Origin of the sequence: Streptomyces griseoruber (assembly GCF_001514205.1) — a bacterium.
Classification (GTDB): domain Bacteria; phylum Actinomycetota; class Actinomycetes; order Streptomycetales; family Streptomycetaceae; genus Streptomyces; species Streptomyces griseoruber.
Genome location: NZ_KQ948803.1, coordinates 1 through 16,055, shown reverse-complemented (window position 1 = coordinate 16,055; position 16,055 = coordinate 1). Strand labels below are relative to the sequence as shown.

17 protein-coding genes and 1 pseudogene are annotated in these 16,055 nt (G+C 70.9%); 15 read left to right on the top strand and 3 right to left on the bottom strand.

The features are described 5' to 3' along the window. Nucleotides 1-339 precede the first annotated feature (339 nt). The 7 genes and pseudogenes from AQJ64_RS44455 to AQJ64_RS51620 form a co-directional block, all read left to right on the top strand. Nucleotides 340-2,010: a GMC family oxidoreductase gene (locus tag AQJ64_RS44455; protein ID WP_055636416.1), complete on the top strand. Its 1,671-nt coding sequence runs from the start codon at nt 340-342 to the stop codon at nt 2,008-2,010. Next, on the top strand, nt 2,007-2,429 hold the full coding sequence (locus tag AQJ64_RS44450; RefSeq protein ID WP_055636417.1) for a GlcG/HbpS family heme-binding protein: 423 nt from the start codon (nt 2,007-2,009) through the stop codon (nt 2,427-2,429). The genes AQJ64_RS44455 and AQJ64_RS44450 overlap by 4 nt, the downstream gene beginning before the upstream one ends. Nucleotides 2,430-2,468: 39 nt before the next feature. Next, nucleotides 2,469-3,542, top strand: coding sequence for an amidohydrolase family protein (locus AQJ64_RS44445; protein WP_055636418.1), 1,074 nt, complete (start codon nt 2,469-2,471; stop codon nt 3,540-3,542). After that, nucleotides 3,542-3,943: a metal-sulfur cluster assembly factor gene (locus AQJ64_RS44440; RefSeq protein WP_055636419.1), complete on the top strand. Its 402-nt coding sequence runs from the start codon at nt 3,542-3,544 to the stop codon at nt 3,941-3,943. The genes AQJ64_RS44445 and AQJ64_RS44440 overlap by 1 nt, the downstream gene beginning before the upstream one ends. A 34-nt stretch (nt 3,944-3,977) precedes the next feature. Beyond that, nucleotides 3,978-4,919, top strand: coding sequence for an alpha/beta hydrolase (locus AQJ64_RS44435; RefSeq protein WP_240512792.1), 942 nt, complete (start codon nt 3,978-3,980; stop codon nt 4,917-4,919). Further along, the gene (locus tag AQJ64_RS44430; RefSeq protein WP_063788805.1) at nt 4,912-5,358 is read left to right on the top strand and encodes a DoxX family membrane protein; all 447 of its coding nucleotides are present in this window, start codon (nt 4,912-4,914) and stop codon (nt 5,356-5,358) included. The genes AQJ64_RS44435 and AQJ64_RS44430 overlap by 8 nt, the downstream gene beginning before the upstream one ends. 136 nt (nt 5,359-5,494) lie before the next feature. Further along, nucleotides 5,495-5,725: pseudogene (locus AQJ64_RS51620) on the top strand (MFS transporter); the annotation flags it as partial. Between the two features lie 523 nt (nt 5,726-6,248). Here the strand turns inward: AQJ64_RS51620 and AQJ64_RS44425 are convergent. After that, nucleotides 6,249-6,797 (bottom strand): TetR/AcrR family transcriptional regulator, encoded by a 549-nt coding sequence (locus AQJ64_RS44425; RefSeq protein ID WP_055636421.1) that lies wholly within the window; start codon nt 6,795-6,797, stop codon nt 6,249-6,251. 642 nt (nt 6,798-7,439) lie between these two features. Between AQJ64_RS44425 and AQJ64_RS44420 the strand changes: the two genes are divergently transcribed. The 4 genes from AQJ64_RS44420 to AQJ64_RS44405 all read left to right on the top strand — a co-directional run bounded on the left by AQJ64_RS44420 (nt 7,440) and on the right by AQJ64_RS44405 (nt 10,929). Then, a complete protein-coding gene (locus AQJ64_RS44420) occupies nt 7,440-8,081 on the top strand; it encodes a GTP cyclohydrolase II (RefSeq protein ID WP_055636422.1) in 642 nt (213 codons plus the stop codon). 40 nt (nt 8,082-8,121) lie between these two features. Then, nucleotides 8,122-9,069, top strand: coding sequence for an NADP-dependent oxidoreductase (locus AQJ64_RS44415; protein ID WP_055636423.1), 948 nt, complete (start codon nt 8,122-8,124; stop codon nt 9,067-9,069). Nucleotides 9,070-9,101: 32 nt separating this feature from the next. Beyond that, nucleotides 9,102-10,034 carry a zinc-binding dehydrogenase gene (locus tag AQJ64_RS44410; protein WP_055636424.1) on the top strand — a complete coding sequence of 311 codons (933 nt, stop codon included), beginning with the start codon at nt 9,102-9,104 and terminating at the stop codon, nt 10,032-10,034. Between the two features lie 100 nt (nt 10,035-10,134). Next, nucleotides 10,135-10,929, top strand: a complete 795-nt coding sequence (locus AQJ64_RS44405) for a maleylpyruvate isomerase family mycothiol-dependent enzyme (protein WP_055636425.1) — start codon at nt 10,135-10,137, stop codon at nt 10,927-10,929. Between the two features lie 133 nt (nt 10,930-11,062). Here AQJ64_RS44405 and AQJ64_RS44400 read toward each other — a convergent pair whose 3' ends face one another. Both AQJ64_RS44400 and AQJ64_RS44395 read right to left on the bottom strand, forming a co-directional pair. Beyond that, on the bottom strand, nt 11,063-11,443 hold the full coding sequence (locus AQJ64_RS44400) for a nuclear transport factor 2 family protein (protein WP_055636426.1): 381 nt from the start codon (nt 11,441-11,443) through the stop codon (nt 11,063-11,065). A gap of 286 nt (nt 11,444-11,729) precedes the next feature. Next, complete coding sequence (locus tag AQJ64_RS44395) at nt 11,730-12,980, bottom strand: acyl-CoA dehydrogenase family protein (protein WP_055636427.1); 1,251 nt, start codon at nt 12,978-12,980, stop codon at nt 11,730-11,732. 166 nt (nt 12,981-13,146) lie between these two features. Between AQJ64_RS44395 and AQJ64_RS49485 the strand changes: the two genes are divergently transcribed. The 4 genes from AQJ64_RS49485 to AQJ64_RS44380 all read left to right on the top strand — a co-directional run. Beyond that, complete coding sequence (locus tag AQJ64_RS49485) at nt 13,147-13,290, top strand: hypothetical protein (protein WP_157881053.1); 144 nt, start codon at nt 13,147-13,149, stop codon at nt 13,288-13,290. Next, on the top strand, nt 13,290-13,772 hold the full coding sequence (locus tag AQJ64_RS49480; protein WP_055636428.1) for a VOC family protein: 483 nt from the start codon (nt 13,290-13,292) through the stop codon (nt 13,770-13,772). The genes AQJ64_RS49485 and AQJ64_RS49480 overlap by 1 nt, the downstream gene beginning before the upstream one ends. A gap of 144 nt (nt 13,773-13,916) precedes the next feature. Next, nucleotides 13,917-15,215: a PucR family transcriptional regulator gene (locus AQJ64_RS44385; protein ID WP_159060362.1), complete on the top strand. Its 1,299-nt coding sequence runs from the start codon at nt 13,917-13,919 to the stop codon at nt 15,213-15,215. A 170-nt stretch (nt 15,216-15,385) separates the two neighbouring features. Continuing rightward, nucleotides 15,386-16,055 (top strand): TetR/AcrR family transcriptional regulator (locus tag AQJ64_RS44380; RefSeq protein ID WP_244902738.1); only part of this gene is annotated, 670 nt, incomplete at its 3' end.

The window sequence follows — 16,055 nt, the reverse complement described above, 5'->3', positions numbered from 1 at the left end:
CTACAGCGCGAGCGTGCCGCGGCTCTCCGACACGCTCGGACAGGGGCGTCGAGCGGTGCTGCCCATGGTGCGTTCATGCCGTTGTACGACCCTGATGAAAAACTGTCAATGACCCTGACCTGGTTTGATGAATTACTTGCAGACCTCTGTCGGATCGCCCGGGTGCCCTGTTACCTTGACCCGGCGCCGAGGTGAAGAGCCGCTCGCAGACTTCGTCCCACCTCGCGATCACACCTGAGAACGCGCCGGGCGAGCGTCCGCCTCCCCGCACCTTTCCGCGGCACCTCCGCCGCGCGTTCGTCCAGAGCCGAAGGAGACGATGATGTCTGGACCTTCCGTATGAGCGCCGACCACGGCGCCGAGTACGACTACGTCGTCGTCGGCGCGGGTACGGCCGGCTGCGTCCTCGCCGCGCGCCTGTCCGCCGAGTCCGGGACACGCGTACTGCTGATCGAGGCCGGCCCGCCCGCGGACCGGGACCTCCTGGTCCAGCTGCCGCTCGGCGTCGGTCTGCTGTCCGGCCGCAAGGACATCAGCTGGGGATACGAGTCGGAGCCCGAGCCGGGCCTGAACGGCAGGCGTATCCCCGTCCCGCGGGGCCGGCTGGTCGGCGGCACCGGATCGATCAACGGCTCGACCCATGTCCGCGCACACCGCCTCGACTACGACGACTGGGTCAAGTCCGGTGCGACGGGCTGGGGTTGGGACGACCTGCTGCCGTACTTCCGCCGCTCGGAGAGCAGCTGGCGCGGGGACACCGAGCACCACGGCGGGCACGGACCCGTCACCGTCTCGACCAACGTCCGAAGGAGCCCGTTCGGACGGCGGCTCGACAGCGCGGCCCGATCACTGGGCATCGGATTCCCCGACGACACCCAGAGCGGCGACCCCACCGGAGCAGGCCAGATCGAGAACGCCATCCACCGTGGGCGACGGCACAGCACCGCCGCCGCCTACCTGCGTCCGGCTCTGCGACGGCGGCCCAACCTCAGCCTGCTCACCGGGGTGCTGGTGGACACGCTCGTCCTGGAGGACGGACGCGCCACCGGCGTCCACGTCGTGAAGGACGGACAGAGCCGGGTGATCCGGGCGGCCCGCGAGATCGTGGTCTGCGCGGGTGTCTACAACTCGCCGCAGCTGCTGATGCGTTCGGGTATCGGACCGGCGGATCACCTGCGCGAGCACGGCATCGAACCGGTGGCGGACCTGCCCGGCGTCGGCGCCAACCTCCAGGACCACCCGGCGGCACCCGTGCTGTTCGACGTCAAGGATCCGGTGACCTTCCACGAGCACCTGCGCGCCGACCGCGCGGCGGTGGGTGCGCTCCGCTGGTTCCTCACCGGGAACGGTCCGCTGGCCGGGATGCCCGAGTTCCTCTCCGCGTACATCCGCACCCGCTCCGACCTGGACCGCCCCGACGGGTTCCTCGGCATCCTGGCCGGCGGCTTCGGCGCCCGGCCGTGGCTCCCCGGCATCCGGCCGCTGAAGGACCGCAACTGCGTGGCCCTCAACGCCGTCGCGACCCCCCGCAGCCGCGGCGAGGTCCGGCTCGCCTCCGCCGACCCGGCCGCCCCGCCACGCATCACGTTCAACCTGCTCACCGAGCCGGAGGACGTCGCCGCCCTGCGGGAGACCGTACGCACCACCCTGGCCATCCTGCGCAGCCCCGAGGTCGCCCCGATGATCCGGGCGGAGCTCGCACCCGGCCCCGACGTGCGCACCGACGCCGACTTCGAGCGCTATCTGCGCCAGACCGGTTACTCCGCCAACCACGCCTGCGGCACCTGCGCCATCGGAACCTCCGAGACCGCCGTCGTCGACCCCGACCTGCGGGTGCGCGGCATCGACGGACTCCGCGTCGTCGACGCCTCGGTCCTGCCGACCGTGCCCGGCGCGAACATCAACGCCACCGTCATCGCCGTGGCCGAGAAGGCCTCGGACCTGATCCGCGAGGTCCCGGCAGCCTCCGGCGCCGCTGTCACCCCGCTTCGTGAAAGGAGCGCAGGATGAGGGAAGCCCTGACCTACACCATCGCGTACGCGGCGGCCGGGGCCGCGCTGGAGGCGGCCCGGGCCGAGGGCGCCCGGATCTGCGTGGCGGTCGTCAACCGCAGCGGCATCACCAAGGTGCTGCTCAGCGACGACGGAGTCGGCCCCATCGGGATCGAGACCGCACGCCGCAAGGCCTACACCGCCGCCGTCACCGGCATGCCGACCGCCGCGTTCGCCGCCTTGGCCGCCTCCCCCGCCATGGCGGTCGCGCCCGTGCACCACGTCGACGCCGACCTCCTTCCGGTACCGGGAGGCGTACCGATCATCGTGGACGACGGCGAGGTCATCGGCGGTATCGGCGTCGGCGGGGCCGACGGTGCGACCGACGACCGCCTCGCGGTGGAGGCGCTCAAGAGCGTCGCGGAGCTCCTGGCCTAGGCCGGCCACACCGAACATCACCAGAAGGACGAGCAGCACGTGATCGAGAACACCCTGGTGGTCGAGGGCGTGGCCCACGACTACAACTTCCTGCCCGAGAACTGCGTCAATCCGGCCTTCGGCCGCGCGATCGGCGAGCACATGTACCAGCTGCACGCGAAGTGGGGCGGGCCCGGGTACGCCGTCGAGAAGGAGCTGTACCTGGAGCACGGCGCTGGTGCGGAGGCGATCGGCCGGTCGATCCTCGCCGAGAGCCAGTCGGACGTCGTCGTCTACCACGAGACGCCGATCTACGGACACTTCCGCGACGGCGGCTCCGCGCTCTCCTCGGGCCTCAGGATGCGGGAGCTGTGGCCGAACCGGGTGCTGGTCTACGGCGCGGTCTCCCCCTTGCGGCCCGGTGCGGTGGACCGCGTGGACGAGCTGGTCGACGAGCACCGGGTGAACGCCCTCAAGCTGTACCCGATCGACCTGGTCGAAGGCCGGGTCACCTCCCTGGACATGAGCGATCCCGAGGTCTGCTACCCGGTGTTCGAGCGGGCCCGGGAACGCGGCATCAAGGTGATCGGGATCCACAAGGCGCTCCCGGTCGGCCCCGGCCCGGCCCACGCCCTGCGCATCGACGACATCGAGGGCGCCGCGGCGGCGTTCCCCGACCTGACCTTCGAGGTGGTGCACGGCGGCCTGGCGTTCGTCGAGGAGACGGCGATGCTGATGGAGTGCGCCCACAACGTGGTGGTCAACCTGGAGGTGACCTCCGCCCTGGCCCGCACCGCGCCGCGCCGCTTCGCCGAGGCCATGGGCGCCTTCCTCGCCGTACCCGGCGGCGCCCAGCGCGTCATCTGGGGCACCGGAGTCATCGCGGTCCATCCGCGCCCGATCATCGAGGCGTTCTGGAACTTCGAGACGCCGCAGGACCTGATCGAGGAACGCGGTGTGGAGCCGCTGACCCTGGAGGCGAAGAAGGACATCCTGGGCCGCAACTTCCTGCGGCTGCACGGCATCGACGAGGACAAGCTGCGGGCCACGATCGCCGGCGACGAGTTCGACACCGACGAGCTGGCCCCGGCCTGGGGCGGCCGGCTCCAGGCCGATGCCCCGGCGGTCGCGTGATGAGCCGCGTCACCGAGGACCGGGTCCGTGAGGTGCTCAACACCATCGTCGACCCCTGCAGCATCACCGCCGGTGTCCCGGCCGGGATGGACGACATGGGGCTGATCAGCGACATCCGGGTCGGCGACGACGGCGCGGGCGGTCAGCGGATCGGCGTGACGTTCGGGCTCACCGACGCGACGTGCATGCTGCTGGGCTCCTTCGCCAACGAGGCACGCGAGCGGCTCGCCGGGCTGCCCGGCGTCACCGCTGTCGACGTCACCCTCGACCACGACATGGAGTGGACGCCGGACATGCTCGCCCCGGACTACCAGCGGCGGCTCACCGAGCACCGGACCGAGCGGCGCGCGAGGCTCCTGCCCCTGACGCCGGTGAGGACGGGCAGCGCCGGTGCCCAGTGAGAACCCACGACTCCCCGGTCCGACGGCTGTGTCGGTGAACAACGCCGACGTCATGGGCCGTTTCATGGAAGGGCTCAGCCGGGCGCCGCGTCCCCCCGAGCGGATCGAGGCGGCGCCCGTCCGGGTGGTGCGCGACCTCGCGTACGGCACGGACCTGCGGATGGACCTGTATCTGCCGCGGTCCGCGCCCGAGCCCACGCCCACGCCCACGCCGGTGATCGTGTGGCTGGCGGGCGGCGGCTGGCGCAACCAACGACGCGGCCAGGGACCCCGGTTGGCCCGGCTCTTCGCCGAACGCGGCTACGCCATGGCGGACATCGAGTACCGCTCCTCCGAGGTCTCCCGCTGGCCGGCCCAACTGCACGACGTCCGCGCCGCGTTGAGCCACCTGCACGACATCGCGGACGAGTACGCACTCGATCCGTCCGCGATCGGGCTGTGGGGCAGCTCGGCCGGCGCGCATCTCGCCCTGCTCGCCGCGTTCGCGGCCGACGCCGCCCCCGCCGTACGGGCCGTGGTGGCGGGCTACCCCCCGACGGACCTGCTGTCCCTGAACGACGACGCCCTGCCCGGCGGAGTACTGGGCGTGGACCCGTCCGACCCGGCGTGGGGTCTGCTCGGCGGACGTCCGTCGGACCGGGCCGCCACCGCCGCCGAGGCGAGCCCGGTCCGGCAGGTCCGTCCGGGTGTGCCGCCCGTACTCCTCCTGCACGGCGACGCCGATCTGCTCATCGGGCCCGCCCAGAGCCGCCGGCTCCACGACGCCCTGCTGACCGCGGGCACCGAGTCCCATCTGCTGCTGGTCCACGGCGCCGATCACGGCTTCCTCAACACCGGCGACTGGGAACTGCACCCCATGACAGCCACCGTGCTGTCCTCCCGCACCCCGGGCGCCGACCGCTCCGTACTGCTGACCCCCGCGCTGATCGAGCGCTTCTTCGACCGCCACCTGCGAACGGACCCCTGGAATGCCTGACACACCACCGCGCTACGCCGACGTGGGCCGCGCCCTCTCCCGTCTCGCGCTGGCCACCGTCTTCGTCTCCGGTGGCCGCCACGTCTGGCGGCACCCGGACGGCCCCGCGCAGGGGGCGGAGACCTTCCTGAAGTCGTGCCGCCGCGCGGTGCCGCTCCTGGACCGCTTCACCGACCGCCAACTGGTACGCGCCAACGCGGCTGTGCACGTCACCGCGGGAGCCGCCCTCGCGGCCGGCATCGCGCCCGCGGCCTCCGCCACGGCACTCGCCGGCTCGTTGGTGCCCACGACCCTCGCCGCCTTCCCCTTCTGGACCCAGCCGGAGGGCCCTCAACGCGCGCGCCAGCAGGGCGACTTCCTCAAGAACCTCGCCCTGGCCGGCGGACTGCTCGCGGTCCTCGTGGGCGGCGGGCGACCCACCCGGCGCACCCGCACGTAGGCGGTCGGCAGCGTGACCAACGTCCCCGCGCCGGACCCGCCGCGAGGGCAGGACGCGGTCACGACGGCCGTCGGGCCTCCCGGCGCGTCCCGTCCCCCTCGCCTCGCCTCGCGGGCCGCTCGGCGTACTGCTGGTGATGTGCGGCTGCGTGATGACCGTCCAGTCGCTCGTCGCCGCCATCAACCTCGCGATACCCAAGCTGGCGTCGAGCAGCCTGCATCCGTCGCCCACCGGGCTGCTGTGGATCGTCGACTCCTACGTCATCGTGTTCGCGGCTCTGCTGGTCCCTGCCGGGGCGTTGGGTGACCGGCTCGGCCGCAAGGGCGCGCTGCTGGGCGGTCTCGGGCTGTTCGCCGCGGGCGGCGCGTGCCGGCCTTCACCGCACCCGCGATCAGCGCGCGCAAAGGTACGGCGACGCAGGAGATCCCGGGGATCGGCGCCACGGCACCGGCGGCGGGAAAGCCGGTCGGCGACCTGGCCCCACCCGGCGCGGACCTCCGGAGCAGGCCTTGTCCGTCCCGGCCGCGATGCGCCTCCCGGCGCACCCCTGGCACGAGCGAGTGTCACCCTGCGTGATCAGTTGAGGCGGCTCAGGTCGCACTGAGCCCCGGAGCGCTCGACGAGCCGGCCGCGTTCGAAGCGGGCGCGAGCCGTCGTCACGCGATGCCGAGCAGCCGGCGCGGTGCCGGAGGTGACGGGCGGGTCCTGGACGCCGTCCCACCTGCGCTCCGGCCGACAGCCTGCCTCGTCGTCGGGGACCCGATCGGATCCCCGTCACATCGAGGGGCCGCGGACCCCGTCCCCGGAACCCGGCAACGCGGGCGCCGTTCGGGCCGACCGCGACCACGTCTCGCGCATCCATGGGCTCATGATCCACGGCCCGCGGTCCATCACTCCGGCAGGGTCCGCACGGCTCGGGCGACCTCCACGCCGAGGTCGTCGAGGCTGTGGTCGGCACCGAGGACCATGCGGCGCAGCTGCGGCATGGCGATGCCCCAGCTCGCCAGGGCGAGGGTGAAGAACACCCGGGTCCGCGCGTCGCCGCCCTGCCCGCCGGACTCAGCGGCGTCGATCTTGTCCTGGTAGTGGCGGGTGCGGGCCTCCTCGGCCGGGACGGGCCGGTCGCCGATCTCCAACGCCTCCCACATCACCAGGCGCAGGGCCTCGGGGTGGGCGCGGTGGTAGGCGAAGAGGCGCTCGGCATAGCCGGGCAGATCACCGCTGGGCGGGACGGCCTCGGCCAGGTCGGCCAGCACGCGTTCGAGAACGACGGCGAAGAGCTTGTTCTTGTCGCCGAAGTAGTCATAGAGCGCACGCTTGTTGGCCTTGGCCTGGGCGGCGATACGATCCACCCGGGCACCGGCGACCCCATGCGCGGCGAACTCCACGGTCGCCGCCGCGAGGATCCGCTCCTTGGTCGCCGCCGAGTCGTATGCCATACGACCCATGGTAACGAACCGGTTCGTTTGACCAATCGAGGATCACCACGGGCTCATCGGGCGGGTGGCGGGACTCGTCAGGCCGGCCGCCGGACCGCCCCTGCGGGACGCCCCTGCCGGACGGGTCGGTCCGGTGCGGCCCAGTCGGCCGGCGTCTCATGGTGCGGTGTCCCCGCCGCAGGGGCCGGCGGTCATACGGCGGCTCGCCTCGCCGAGGCCGTCGGCGGGCACGCGCACCTGGTCGGGCGTGAGCACGTCGGCAGATGGAGAAGGACGAGGGCATGGCTCTGCTGGAGCGGGCGGCGCCATTTCGGCCTGTCCGGTCTGCAGCGAGATCCTCGCCCGGCTCAGCGGCGCCCCCAACCGGGAGCTGCGGATGGCGGAGCCGGCCGGTGCCCTCGTCGACTCCAGGAGCGGGCTGACCTATCAGATCGCCCGCTTGAGTCGCTGCTCCAGCCGCCGGGACAGCAGCGCTTGCGCGGTGGTGAAGGCCGTCCAGGCGCGCTTCTCCTGCTCGTTCAGCCATCGCGTGTGACCCATGCCACTCCCCTCGGGTTTGTTCAAATTGGAACTGACGTCTACTGTCAGTGGTGCATTCAAATTTGAATCATACGACGCCCTACGACGCCCACGGGAGACGCCATGACCCCCAGCACCGACGCAGCCACCGTCCGCACCCGGGTCCGTATTCCGCTGAGCTTCTCGGACGGTTACCAGGTGACCGCCGAGGTGATCACGTTCAATGGCCTGGCCGACGGCGCCGAGCACGTCGCCCTGGTCCTGGGAGATCCGGCCACCGCTGCCGCCCCGCTGGTGCGTCTGCACTCCGAGTGCCTCACCGGTGACGCCTTCGGCTCCGCCCGCTGCGACTGCGGCCCCCAGCTGCGCGAGGCCACCGAGCGCATCGCCGCAACCGGCGGCGTCCTGCTCTACCTCCGCCAGGAAGGCCGCGGCATCGGCCTCTACAACAAGCTCGACGCCTACGCCCTGCAGGACACCGGCCTGGACACCTACCAGGCCAACACCGCCCTCGGCCTGCCCGAGGACGCCCGCGACTACACCGCCGCCGCCCAGATGCTCACCGCCCTCGGCATCACCGACCTCGACCTCCTCACCAACAACCCCGACAAGGCGCGGCAGTTGCGCGACCTCGGCCTGGCGGTCACCCGGACCGTCCCCACCGGCGTGCACAGCACGCCCAGCAACCTGCGCTACCTGCACGCCAAGGTCCAGCACACCCACCACACCATCGCCCTCGCGCCGATGGCGATCCTGGCCCGCTGACCCCGGACCACTCCCCTCACCAACCCGGAAAGGCATCGACATGAAAGCCGTCGTCGTCACCGATTTCGGGGCCGAGCCCCAGCTCGTCGACCTGCCCACGCCCGAGCCGGGCCCCGGCGAGATCCTGGTGCGCGTCCACGCCGCCGGAGTGAACCCCTTCGACTGGAAGGTCACCGACGGCGCCCTCAAGGACTCCGTGGCGCACACCTTTCCCCTGGTCATGGGCTCCGACGCGGCGGGCGTCGTCGAGAAGACGGGTCCCGGCGTCACCCGCTTCCGCCCGGGAGACCGCGTCTACGGGCAGTTCATGCGTCTGCTCCGGGGCCAGGGCTCCTACGCCGAATACACCCTCGCCGAGCAGGACGGCACCATCGCCCTCATCCCGGACGCCCTCCCCTTCACGCTCGCCGCCGCCCTTCCCACCGCGAGCGTCACCGCCTACCAGGCCGTCCACGCCGCGCGCCCTGCCGACGGGCACACCATCCTGATCAACGGCGCCAGCGGCGGCGTCGGTCAGTCGGCCATCCAGTTCGCCGCCCGGGCCGGAGTCCGAGTCCTGGCCACAGGGACCCCCGAGCTGGCCGACCACCTGCGCGATCTCGGCGCCCACACCGTCATCGACCGCACCCTCGCTCCCACCCATGACCAAGTGGCCGCCGCCCACCCCGACGGCATCGACGCCATCATCGACCTCGTCACCCCTGCCGGCGGCGACATCAGCCCCATGGTGGGTCTGCTCCGCGTCGGCGCCACCCTGGTCAGCACCAACTACGCCACGGATCCCGAGTCCCTGGCCGCCCACGGCATCCTCGGCGTCAACCTCGGCAACCGCCCCACTTCCGAGACCCTGACGACACTCGCCGAACTCGCCGCCGACGGTGAGCTGCGTGTCCGTATCGACGCGGAAGTCCCGCTCGCCGACGCCCCGGCCTTCATCGCCAGGGCCCGTACCGGCCACGCCACCGGCAAGACCGTCATCGTCCCTTGATCGCACCCTGCCCCACACCTTGCGGAGAAGACATGAACCGAACAGCGCAGGCAGTACGTTTCGACCAGTACGGCGACCGTGACGTGCTGTACGTCACCGACGTCCCGATGCCCGAGCCGGGCTCCGGGGAAGTCGTCGTCGAGGTGCGGGCCGCCGCCGTCAACCCATTCGACACGGTGCTCCGCTCGGGGGTGGCCCGGCATCTGTTCCCGGTGGACTTCCCCGCCGGCCAGGGCAGCGACCTCGCCGGGGTCGTCGTGGCCGTCGGTGCCGAGGTCGACGGACTCGCCGTCGGCGACGAGGTACTGGGCTGGACGCCGGCGGCGGGCGCTCACGCGACGCACCTGGCCGTCCCGGCGGACCGGCTCGTGGCCAAGCCGCCTCGGGTGAGCTGGGAAGTGGCCGGCTCCCTGCACATGGTCGGCGCCACGGCCTATGCGGCCGCCCGCGCCGTCGCCGTACAGTCCGGGGAGACGGCCGCGGTGTCCGCGGCCGCGGGCGGGGTCGGTTCGTTCCTCGTGCAGCTGCTCACCGGCCGGGGCGTGCGCGTGCTCGGCATCGCCTCGTCGGCCAACGCCGAGTGGCTGGAGAAGCACGGCGTCGTCCCGGTGCCGTACGGAGACGGCCTGCGCCAGCGGCTCGAAGAGGCGGCGGGACCGGGCGGTATCGATGCGTTCATCGATCTCTTCGGGCCCGAGTACCTCGATGTCGCCGTCGCCCTCGCCGTACCGCCGGAACGCATCCAGACGACCGTCGCCATGGAACGCGCAGCGGAGATCGGCGCCAGGACCGACGGCCGCCACAACGCGACCGCACGCGAGATCCTGGTGGAGCTGGTCGACCTGGTCGCCTCGGGTGCCGTCGAGATCCCGATCGCCGCCACGTACCCGCTCGACCGCGTCGCCGACGCCTTCGCGGAACTGGAGCGGCGGCACACCCACGGCAAGATCGTTCTGGTCCCCTGACCGAGGCCGCGGAGTGCCCGCGGGCGCAGTCGCCCCCGTCACGTCCACGCTTCCTTTCCCCTCGCATCTCCCTTCCTCGTACCTCTACGGAGAAACGCACATGACCGACCGTGCCGACCGGACCATCGATGCCCTGCGCAGCGGACACGACTATCTGACGGCCGTGGTGCACGGCCTCGCCTCCGCCGACCTCACCCGGCCCTCCGGGGCATCGGGCTGGGACGTGTCACAGGTGCTCGGCCATCTGGGCAGTGGCGCCGAGATAAGCCTGGCAGTCCTGGAGGGGGCGCTGAACGCCACCGGCCTGCCCGACGGGGACTTCAACAAGTCCGTATGGGCGCGCTGGGACGCTCTGTCAAGCCTTGAGCGGGCCGAAGGCTTTGTGACGGCCAACGACGCGCTGGTCAGCCGCTATGAGGGCCTCGACGCGCAGACGCGCAGGGAACTGAGGGTCGACCTCGGTTTCCTGCCCGTGGCGGTCGATGTCGCCACCGTGGCCGGCGTGCGGCTCACGGAGTTCGCCCACCACACCTGGGACGTGGAGGTCGCCTTCGATCACGAGGCGCCCCTGCTCCCCGCTGTCACCGGACTGCTCCTCGACCAGGCCGGCGGTTTCCTGGACTTCCTCGGCAAGGCCGACGCCCTGGACGCCCGCCCGGTCCGCATAGCCGTCCACACCACCGCACCCGAGCGCACCTTCGGACTGGAGGTGGGGAACGCCATCACGCTCACCGACGAGCCGGACCGGCCCGACGCCGTCCTGAACGCACCGGCCGAGTGGTGGCTGCGCCTCACCACCGGCCGCCACGCACCCGCGCACACACCGAGCGAGGTGTCCCTGTCGAGCGCCTCCCTCACCCTCGACGACCTGCGGCGGGTCTTCCCCGGCTTCTAGTGCCGACCGGCACGACCGAACGGGCGCCGCTCTCCTCATGATCGCGGGTGCTTGACGGGGCGTCAGCGTTCCCCTTGGCGGGGACGGGAACCAGGCTCGATCGGAATCGCCGGCTCCCGCCCCGCCTGGCCGGTCAGGCGCCGTCGCTCTGCGGGATGAGCACCCGGAGCTCCGTGATCAGCCCGCCCGCGTCGACGGTCACGTGCTCGATGCCGCCCTGGGATCCGAGTCGGCCGTCGGCGGCACGCCACGCCGTTATGAAGCGGACCTCGATCGTTGCTTCGTCGAGCACCGTGGTGGTCCACACGTGCTTGCTGTCGGCCAAGTCCGAGGAGAGCCGCCGGTAGAACTCCGTGATGTCGGCCAGGCCGGTCACCGGAGGGAGTTCGCCGAACTGCACGGTGGCCTTCGGCGCGAACACCGCCTCAAGCTCCTTCAGTGCTTCGGGCTCGTGCACCGCACGGTCGACGAGCGTCATGTAGCGATCGACCGCTGTCTCGGTCGTCCGAGTCATTTCATTTCCTCTTTCTGGTGAGGTGTCAGCCCATCAGGGCGGTGCCGCACGAGCAGGGCTTCAGCACGCGTGCCGGGCTCAGGAGCGAGCGCCTGCAGAGGCGCCAGTCCGCGGCGTCACCGCAACTGCCGGGTGAGCACACGCGGGGCAGAGTTGGACACGTCGACGCCCGACGGCTGAGCGAGCCCATGGAGCCGCTGGCCGAGGCCCCCTCTCCACGGGGGCTTCACCACATCGTCAGCCCAACTGCCTTACCCAAGCGGCAGGTTGGCATGGCTTGTCGGCCCTAAACGGATTGCAGGTCCAGCCCGAAGTGGGCCCTCGCCGTCGTCACGGTGATGACGGGCACGTGCTCCGCGATCTGCGCCTTCGACATCTGCGTCACCAGGAAGTAGTCCTGCAGCGGCAGCCCCTTCCGCGCCACCGAGGAGCCCACCGAGCGGAACAGCAGTTCAGTGGCCTCGTGCGACAGCCGGCAGGACGTGTACAGCACATTGCCGAGGGCGACCCAGTCCTCGAAGGACGGGAGGTCGCCGCTCACCCAACGCTCGCCCAGGCGCTCGTAGTCGCGGGCCGCTGTGAGAAGGACCGACTGCGCGGCGTCGATCGTCGCCCGCGCCTGGCCCCAGATGCCCTGGGCCTCTTCGTGCTTGTAGCGCTCGACCAGCGGAGGGTACAGGCGCTTCTTGGTCAGGATGGTCTCTTCATAGGCGTCGAGGGCCGCCCACGCCGCACCGACCTGGACAGCCGCGAGTGAGGCCGGATACAGCGGCTGGATCTGGCCCAGGTACAAGGGGTTACCGGTGGAACGGGTGCCGTGCGTGCCTTCAGGGAAGTTCGAGTATCCCCACTCGAACAGGGGAGACACGTTCTCGGCCGGGATGAAGACGTCCTCCACGACGACCGTGTTCGACCCGCTCGCGCCGAGGGCCATCGTGGCGTGCGCTCCCCAGTCGTCCCGTACGGTGTAGTCGCCGCGCGGGAGGAGAACCACGGCCGGGACGGGGTCACCGCCCTCGGCCAGGATGATCGTGCTCACCATCGCATGGGTCGAGTACGGGACACCGGACGAGTACGGCCACACCCCCGTGAGGCGGAATCCGCCTTCCGTGGGAACGAGCGCCCCTCGGGGGGTGGCGGAGTGCGGCGCGATGAAGACGCCGTCCTCGCCGAAGGCCCCCCGCACGACCTCCTCCGGAAAGTGCGCGACCAGGGGAATCGTGTGACCGGTCCCCAGGGTCAGGCACCAGCCGATGCCGGGGTCTCCGCGCGAGATCTCGATCATCGCCCGGTAGTACGTCTCCAGGCCGAACTCGTACCCGCCGTACTTCCGCGGCTGCACGAGGCGGTAGAAGCCGGCGTCCTCGAACGCCTTGTGGATCTCGGCGGAGTACTTGCCCTCCTCCGCTGCTTTCACGCGATTCTCGCGGAGAGTCGGGCGCATCGCCGCGGCACGGGCGATGACCTGCTGCGGGGTGAGGTCCGGCTCCGGTACCCGGAGATCGCCGATCACAGCGGTTGTGTCGTTCGACGACATCGTCGTTCCCTTCGTCCGCTCCTTCTCACCCGGCCTCGTTGCCGTGGGATGAGGAGTGGATCGAGTCAATCCCCCCACACCCGCACGTCGCTTGCCCCGATCCGCCAAATCCGGCGCGGCGGATTGCCCCAGGGAGGCAAGCGAAATCGGCGCGCGCCGAACGAGCATGAGAGAGGGCTGCTCGACGAACGCGCAGTCCTACGACGAAACGACGGAAGAGTTGGTGACGATGGTCGACGAAGACTTTTCGTACCCGCTGGCGGATCGGGCAGCGAGCCTGCGCGAGCCGGTCGAAGAAGGGCGCTTCTGATGGCGAGTGTCCAGCACCTGGCCGTACGCGTCTCGGACATCGAGCGCTCCACGAGGTTCTACGTCGAGACATTCGGCGGTAAGGAAGTCCTCCACCCGTACCACACCGGCAAGCAGATGACCGAGATCATCTTCGGCCTGAAGGACACCGACTACCGGATCGGATTCATCGAGCTGCCCGACGGCTTCGGCCTCGAGCTGTTCCAGTTCCTCCCCGATCGCAACCCCACGATCGGCGTGCCGCAGCCGGAGGCGTCGTTCATGCACTTCGCCATCGCCGTCGACGACGTCGAGGCCACGTTGGCGCGTGCAGTGGCGAACGGCGGGGAGAGCTTCGGCGATCCGGCCGGGTGGGCTCCGAGCGATCCCGCGAAATACGCCTACGTCAAGGACCCGGACGGCAACATCCTCGAAGTGAACGACACCACGTGGGAGCGCATCCTGCACTCCGCGATCGAGCTGTACCCCGAGGCCAAGCAGTAACATGGGCTGAATCGAAGGGAGGGCCGGAGCACTGTCCCCGCCCCTCCCGCCAGCGCCGCCCCTGCAGCGGGATGCGCGCACGGAGTGTGCTGCCGACAGGCCCGACCTCCTCGGGCGCTCGCGACGATGCGAGAGGGGATGCGGATGTCCGCCACCGGGTCCTGGGTGTGTCGGCTGCACCCCACCGCTCCCCTTGATGAGCTCGAGCCGACCTGCCTCCCGGAAACCTGGAACCGGACCGTTGCCGGCATCGGAATCGGGGCGTCCTCGTGGGCCGTCGAGTTCTGTCACGAGCTCGCGGGGCTCGCGGTCGACCCCGACATCCTTGCCCTGCGCCGCGCAGAGGCCGTGGAAGAGCTGCGCCCCACCGCCGAGGCGGTCGTCATGGAGGCCCTGGTGGCTCTCTGCCACGGCCGGCCGGTCCCCACGACGACGGTCCCCCCGGAGACCACCCGACAGATCGCCCGAGCGGTGAGACAACGGATTCCGCTCGAGCGCATACTCGCCTTCCAGCGAGCTTCCCATGCTCGCTTCAGCGACGCACTTGTCTCTGAGTTCCGCCGCCTTGTGCCGGCCGATCGGCAGTCGGAGGGACTCTCCGACCTGTCCCGGTTTCTGGTCGACCTCGTGAGTTCGTTCTCGCTCGCATGCAGCGCCGCATACGCGGCCGAGGAGCAAGCGTGGCTCACGAGCATCGACGGCTCGCGTCGGGAGCTGGTCAGGACTCTGCTGCGTGGCGACCACACGAACCTGGACCCCGCGAAGGCGCTGCGGTACGAGCTCGCGAACCGGACCCATGTCAGCCTGATACTGCGACGCGACGCGCGCGACGACGACGCGGAGTCGGAGGGACTCGATCGGGTGGCCGCCAAGCTTTTGACGCGCATCGGCGCCACCGCGCACTTGGTGATCCCTTCGGACGATCGCGAGGTATGGGCATGGGGCGGGTTCACCGACCCGCGGAGTGCGGCGGTCCGCTCGATCCCCGTGGTGCCGGGTGCCCTGGTCGCGGTCGGTCGCCCGTCGCACGGCCTCGATGGCTTCCGAGCCACGCACGAAGAGGCGAAGGCAGCGGCCCGCGTCACGCTGTACTCGGCCGCCCGCTCACGCGGCCGCACAGTCTTCTTCGAGGACGTCCGGCTCGCGGCGTTGCTCACCTCGGACCCGGAGCGGGCGCAAATCTTCGTCCGGGACGAGCTTGGGGCTCTGGGACATCCGCGGGAGTCGCTGCTCCAGGAGACCGTGCGCGTCTACCTCGAATGCAACTGCAGCCCCGCGACAGCCGCGGCACGGCTCGACGTGGTGAAGAACACCGTCGTGTACCGCATCCGACGCGCTGAACAGATGCTGGGCCGGAGCGTCAAAGAACAGCAGGGCATTCTGTGGGCAGCGCTCCATCTCGTCGATGTCGTCGACCCCGTGGAGTCGCAGTATTCGGCCTGACGACGGAGCGCACGGGCAGTGCGCCGGAGCGCCCACAGTCGACGACGAGCTGTGGGCGGTGATCCAGCCACTGCTGCCCCGCCGACCCACGACCGTTGCCACGGCGGTGAGCACAACGGAGGGCGCAAGTAGTTGGCCTGTCCAACAAGGCCGCAGGTAAGGTCGTCCCTGTGGCAGCGGAAGAGGCGATCTCAGGAATGTCGGGAGCGGCGTCCGGCAGGCAGCAGCGCCGCAGGCACCCCGATGAGCCCGGTCGTCAACGCGACCCGGTGGGCACCCGGCGGGCCATTCTGGCCGCCGCCGGTGCGGAGTTCGCCGCCCACGGTTTCGACGGGGCCCGCGTGGTGCGGATCGCGGAGGCGGCCGGCGTCAGCCATCAGCTGATCACCTACTACTTCGGGGGCAAGCGCGGGCTGTACGAGGCACTGAGCGATCAGTGGCTCGAGGAGTCCATGCGCGTCAGCCAGGCCCGCACCTTCGCGGAGGCCGCGCGGCGCTACGTCCACTGGGCGCACGAGGACCCGGCGTGGGTGCACACGCTGACGCGCGAGGAGCCCGGCACGCGCCCGCCCGCCGAGGACGAGCGGGCCGCCGAGCTGTTCAAGCACGTCGAGGAACTCCGCGAGCGGCAGGCGCGCGGTGAGTTCCGGAGCGACCTCGACGTGGGGGCCGTGGCCCTCGTCTTCTTCGCCGCGTCGATCGCTCCGGTGGCCATCCCGTGGATCGCCCGTGAACTCGGCCAACAGGACCCAGAATCAACGGAGTTCATCGACCACTACGCGGAGCAGGTGGGCCGGATCGTCTCCGCGCTCGCCGAAGCGACAACAGAGACACAGGTGA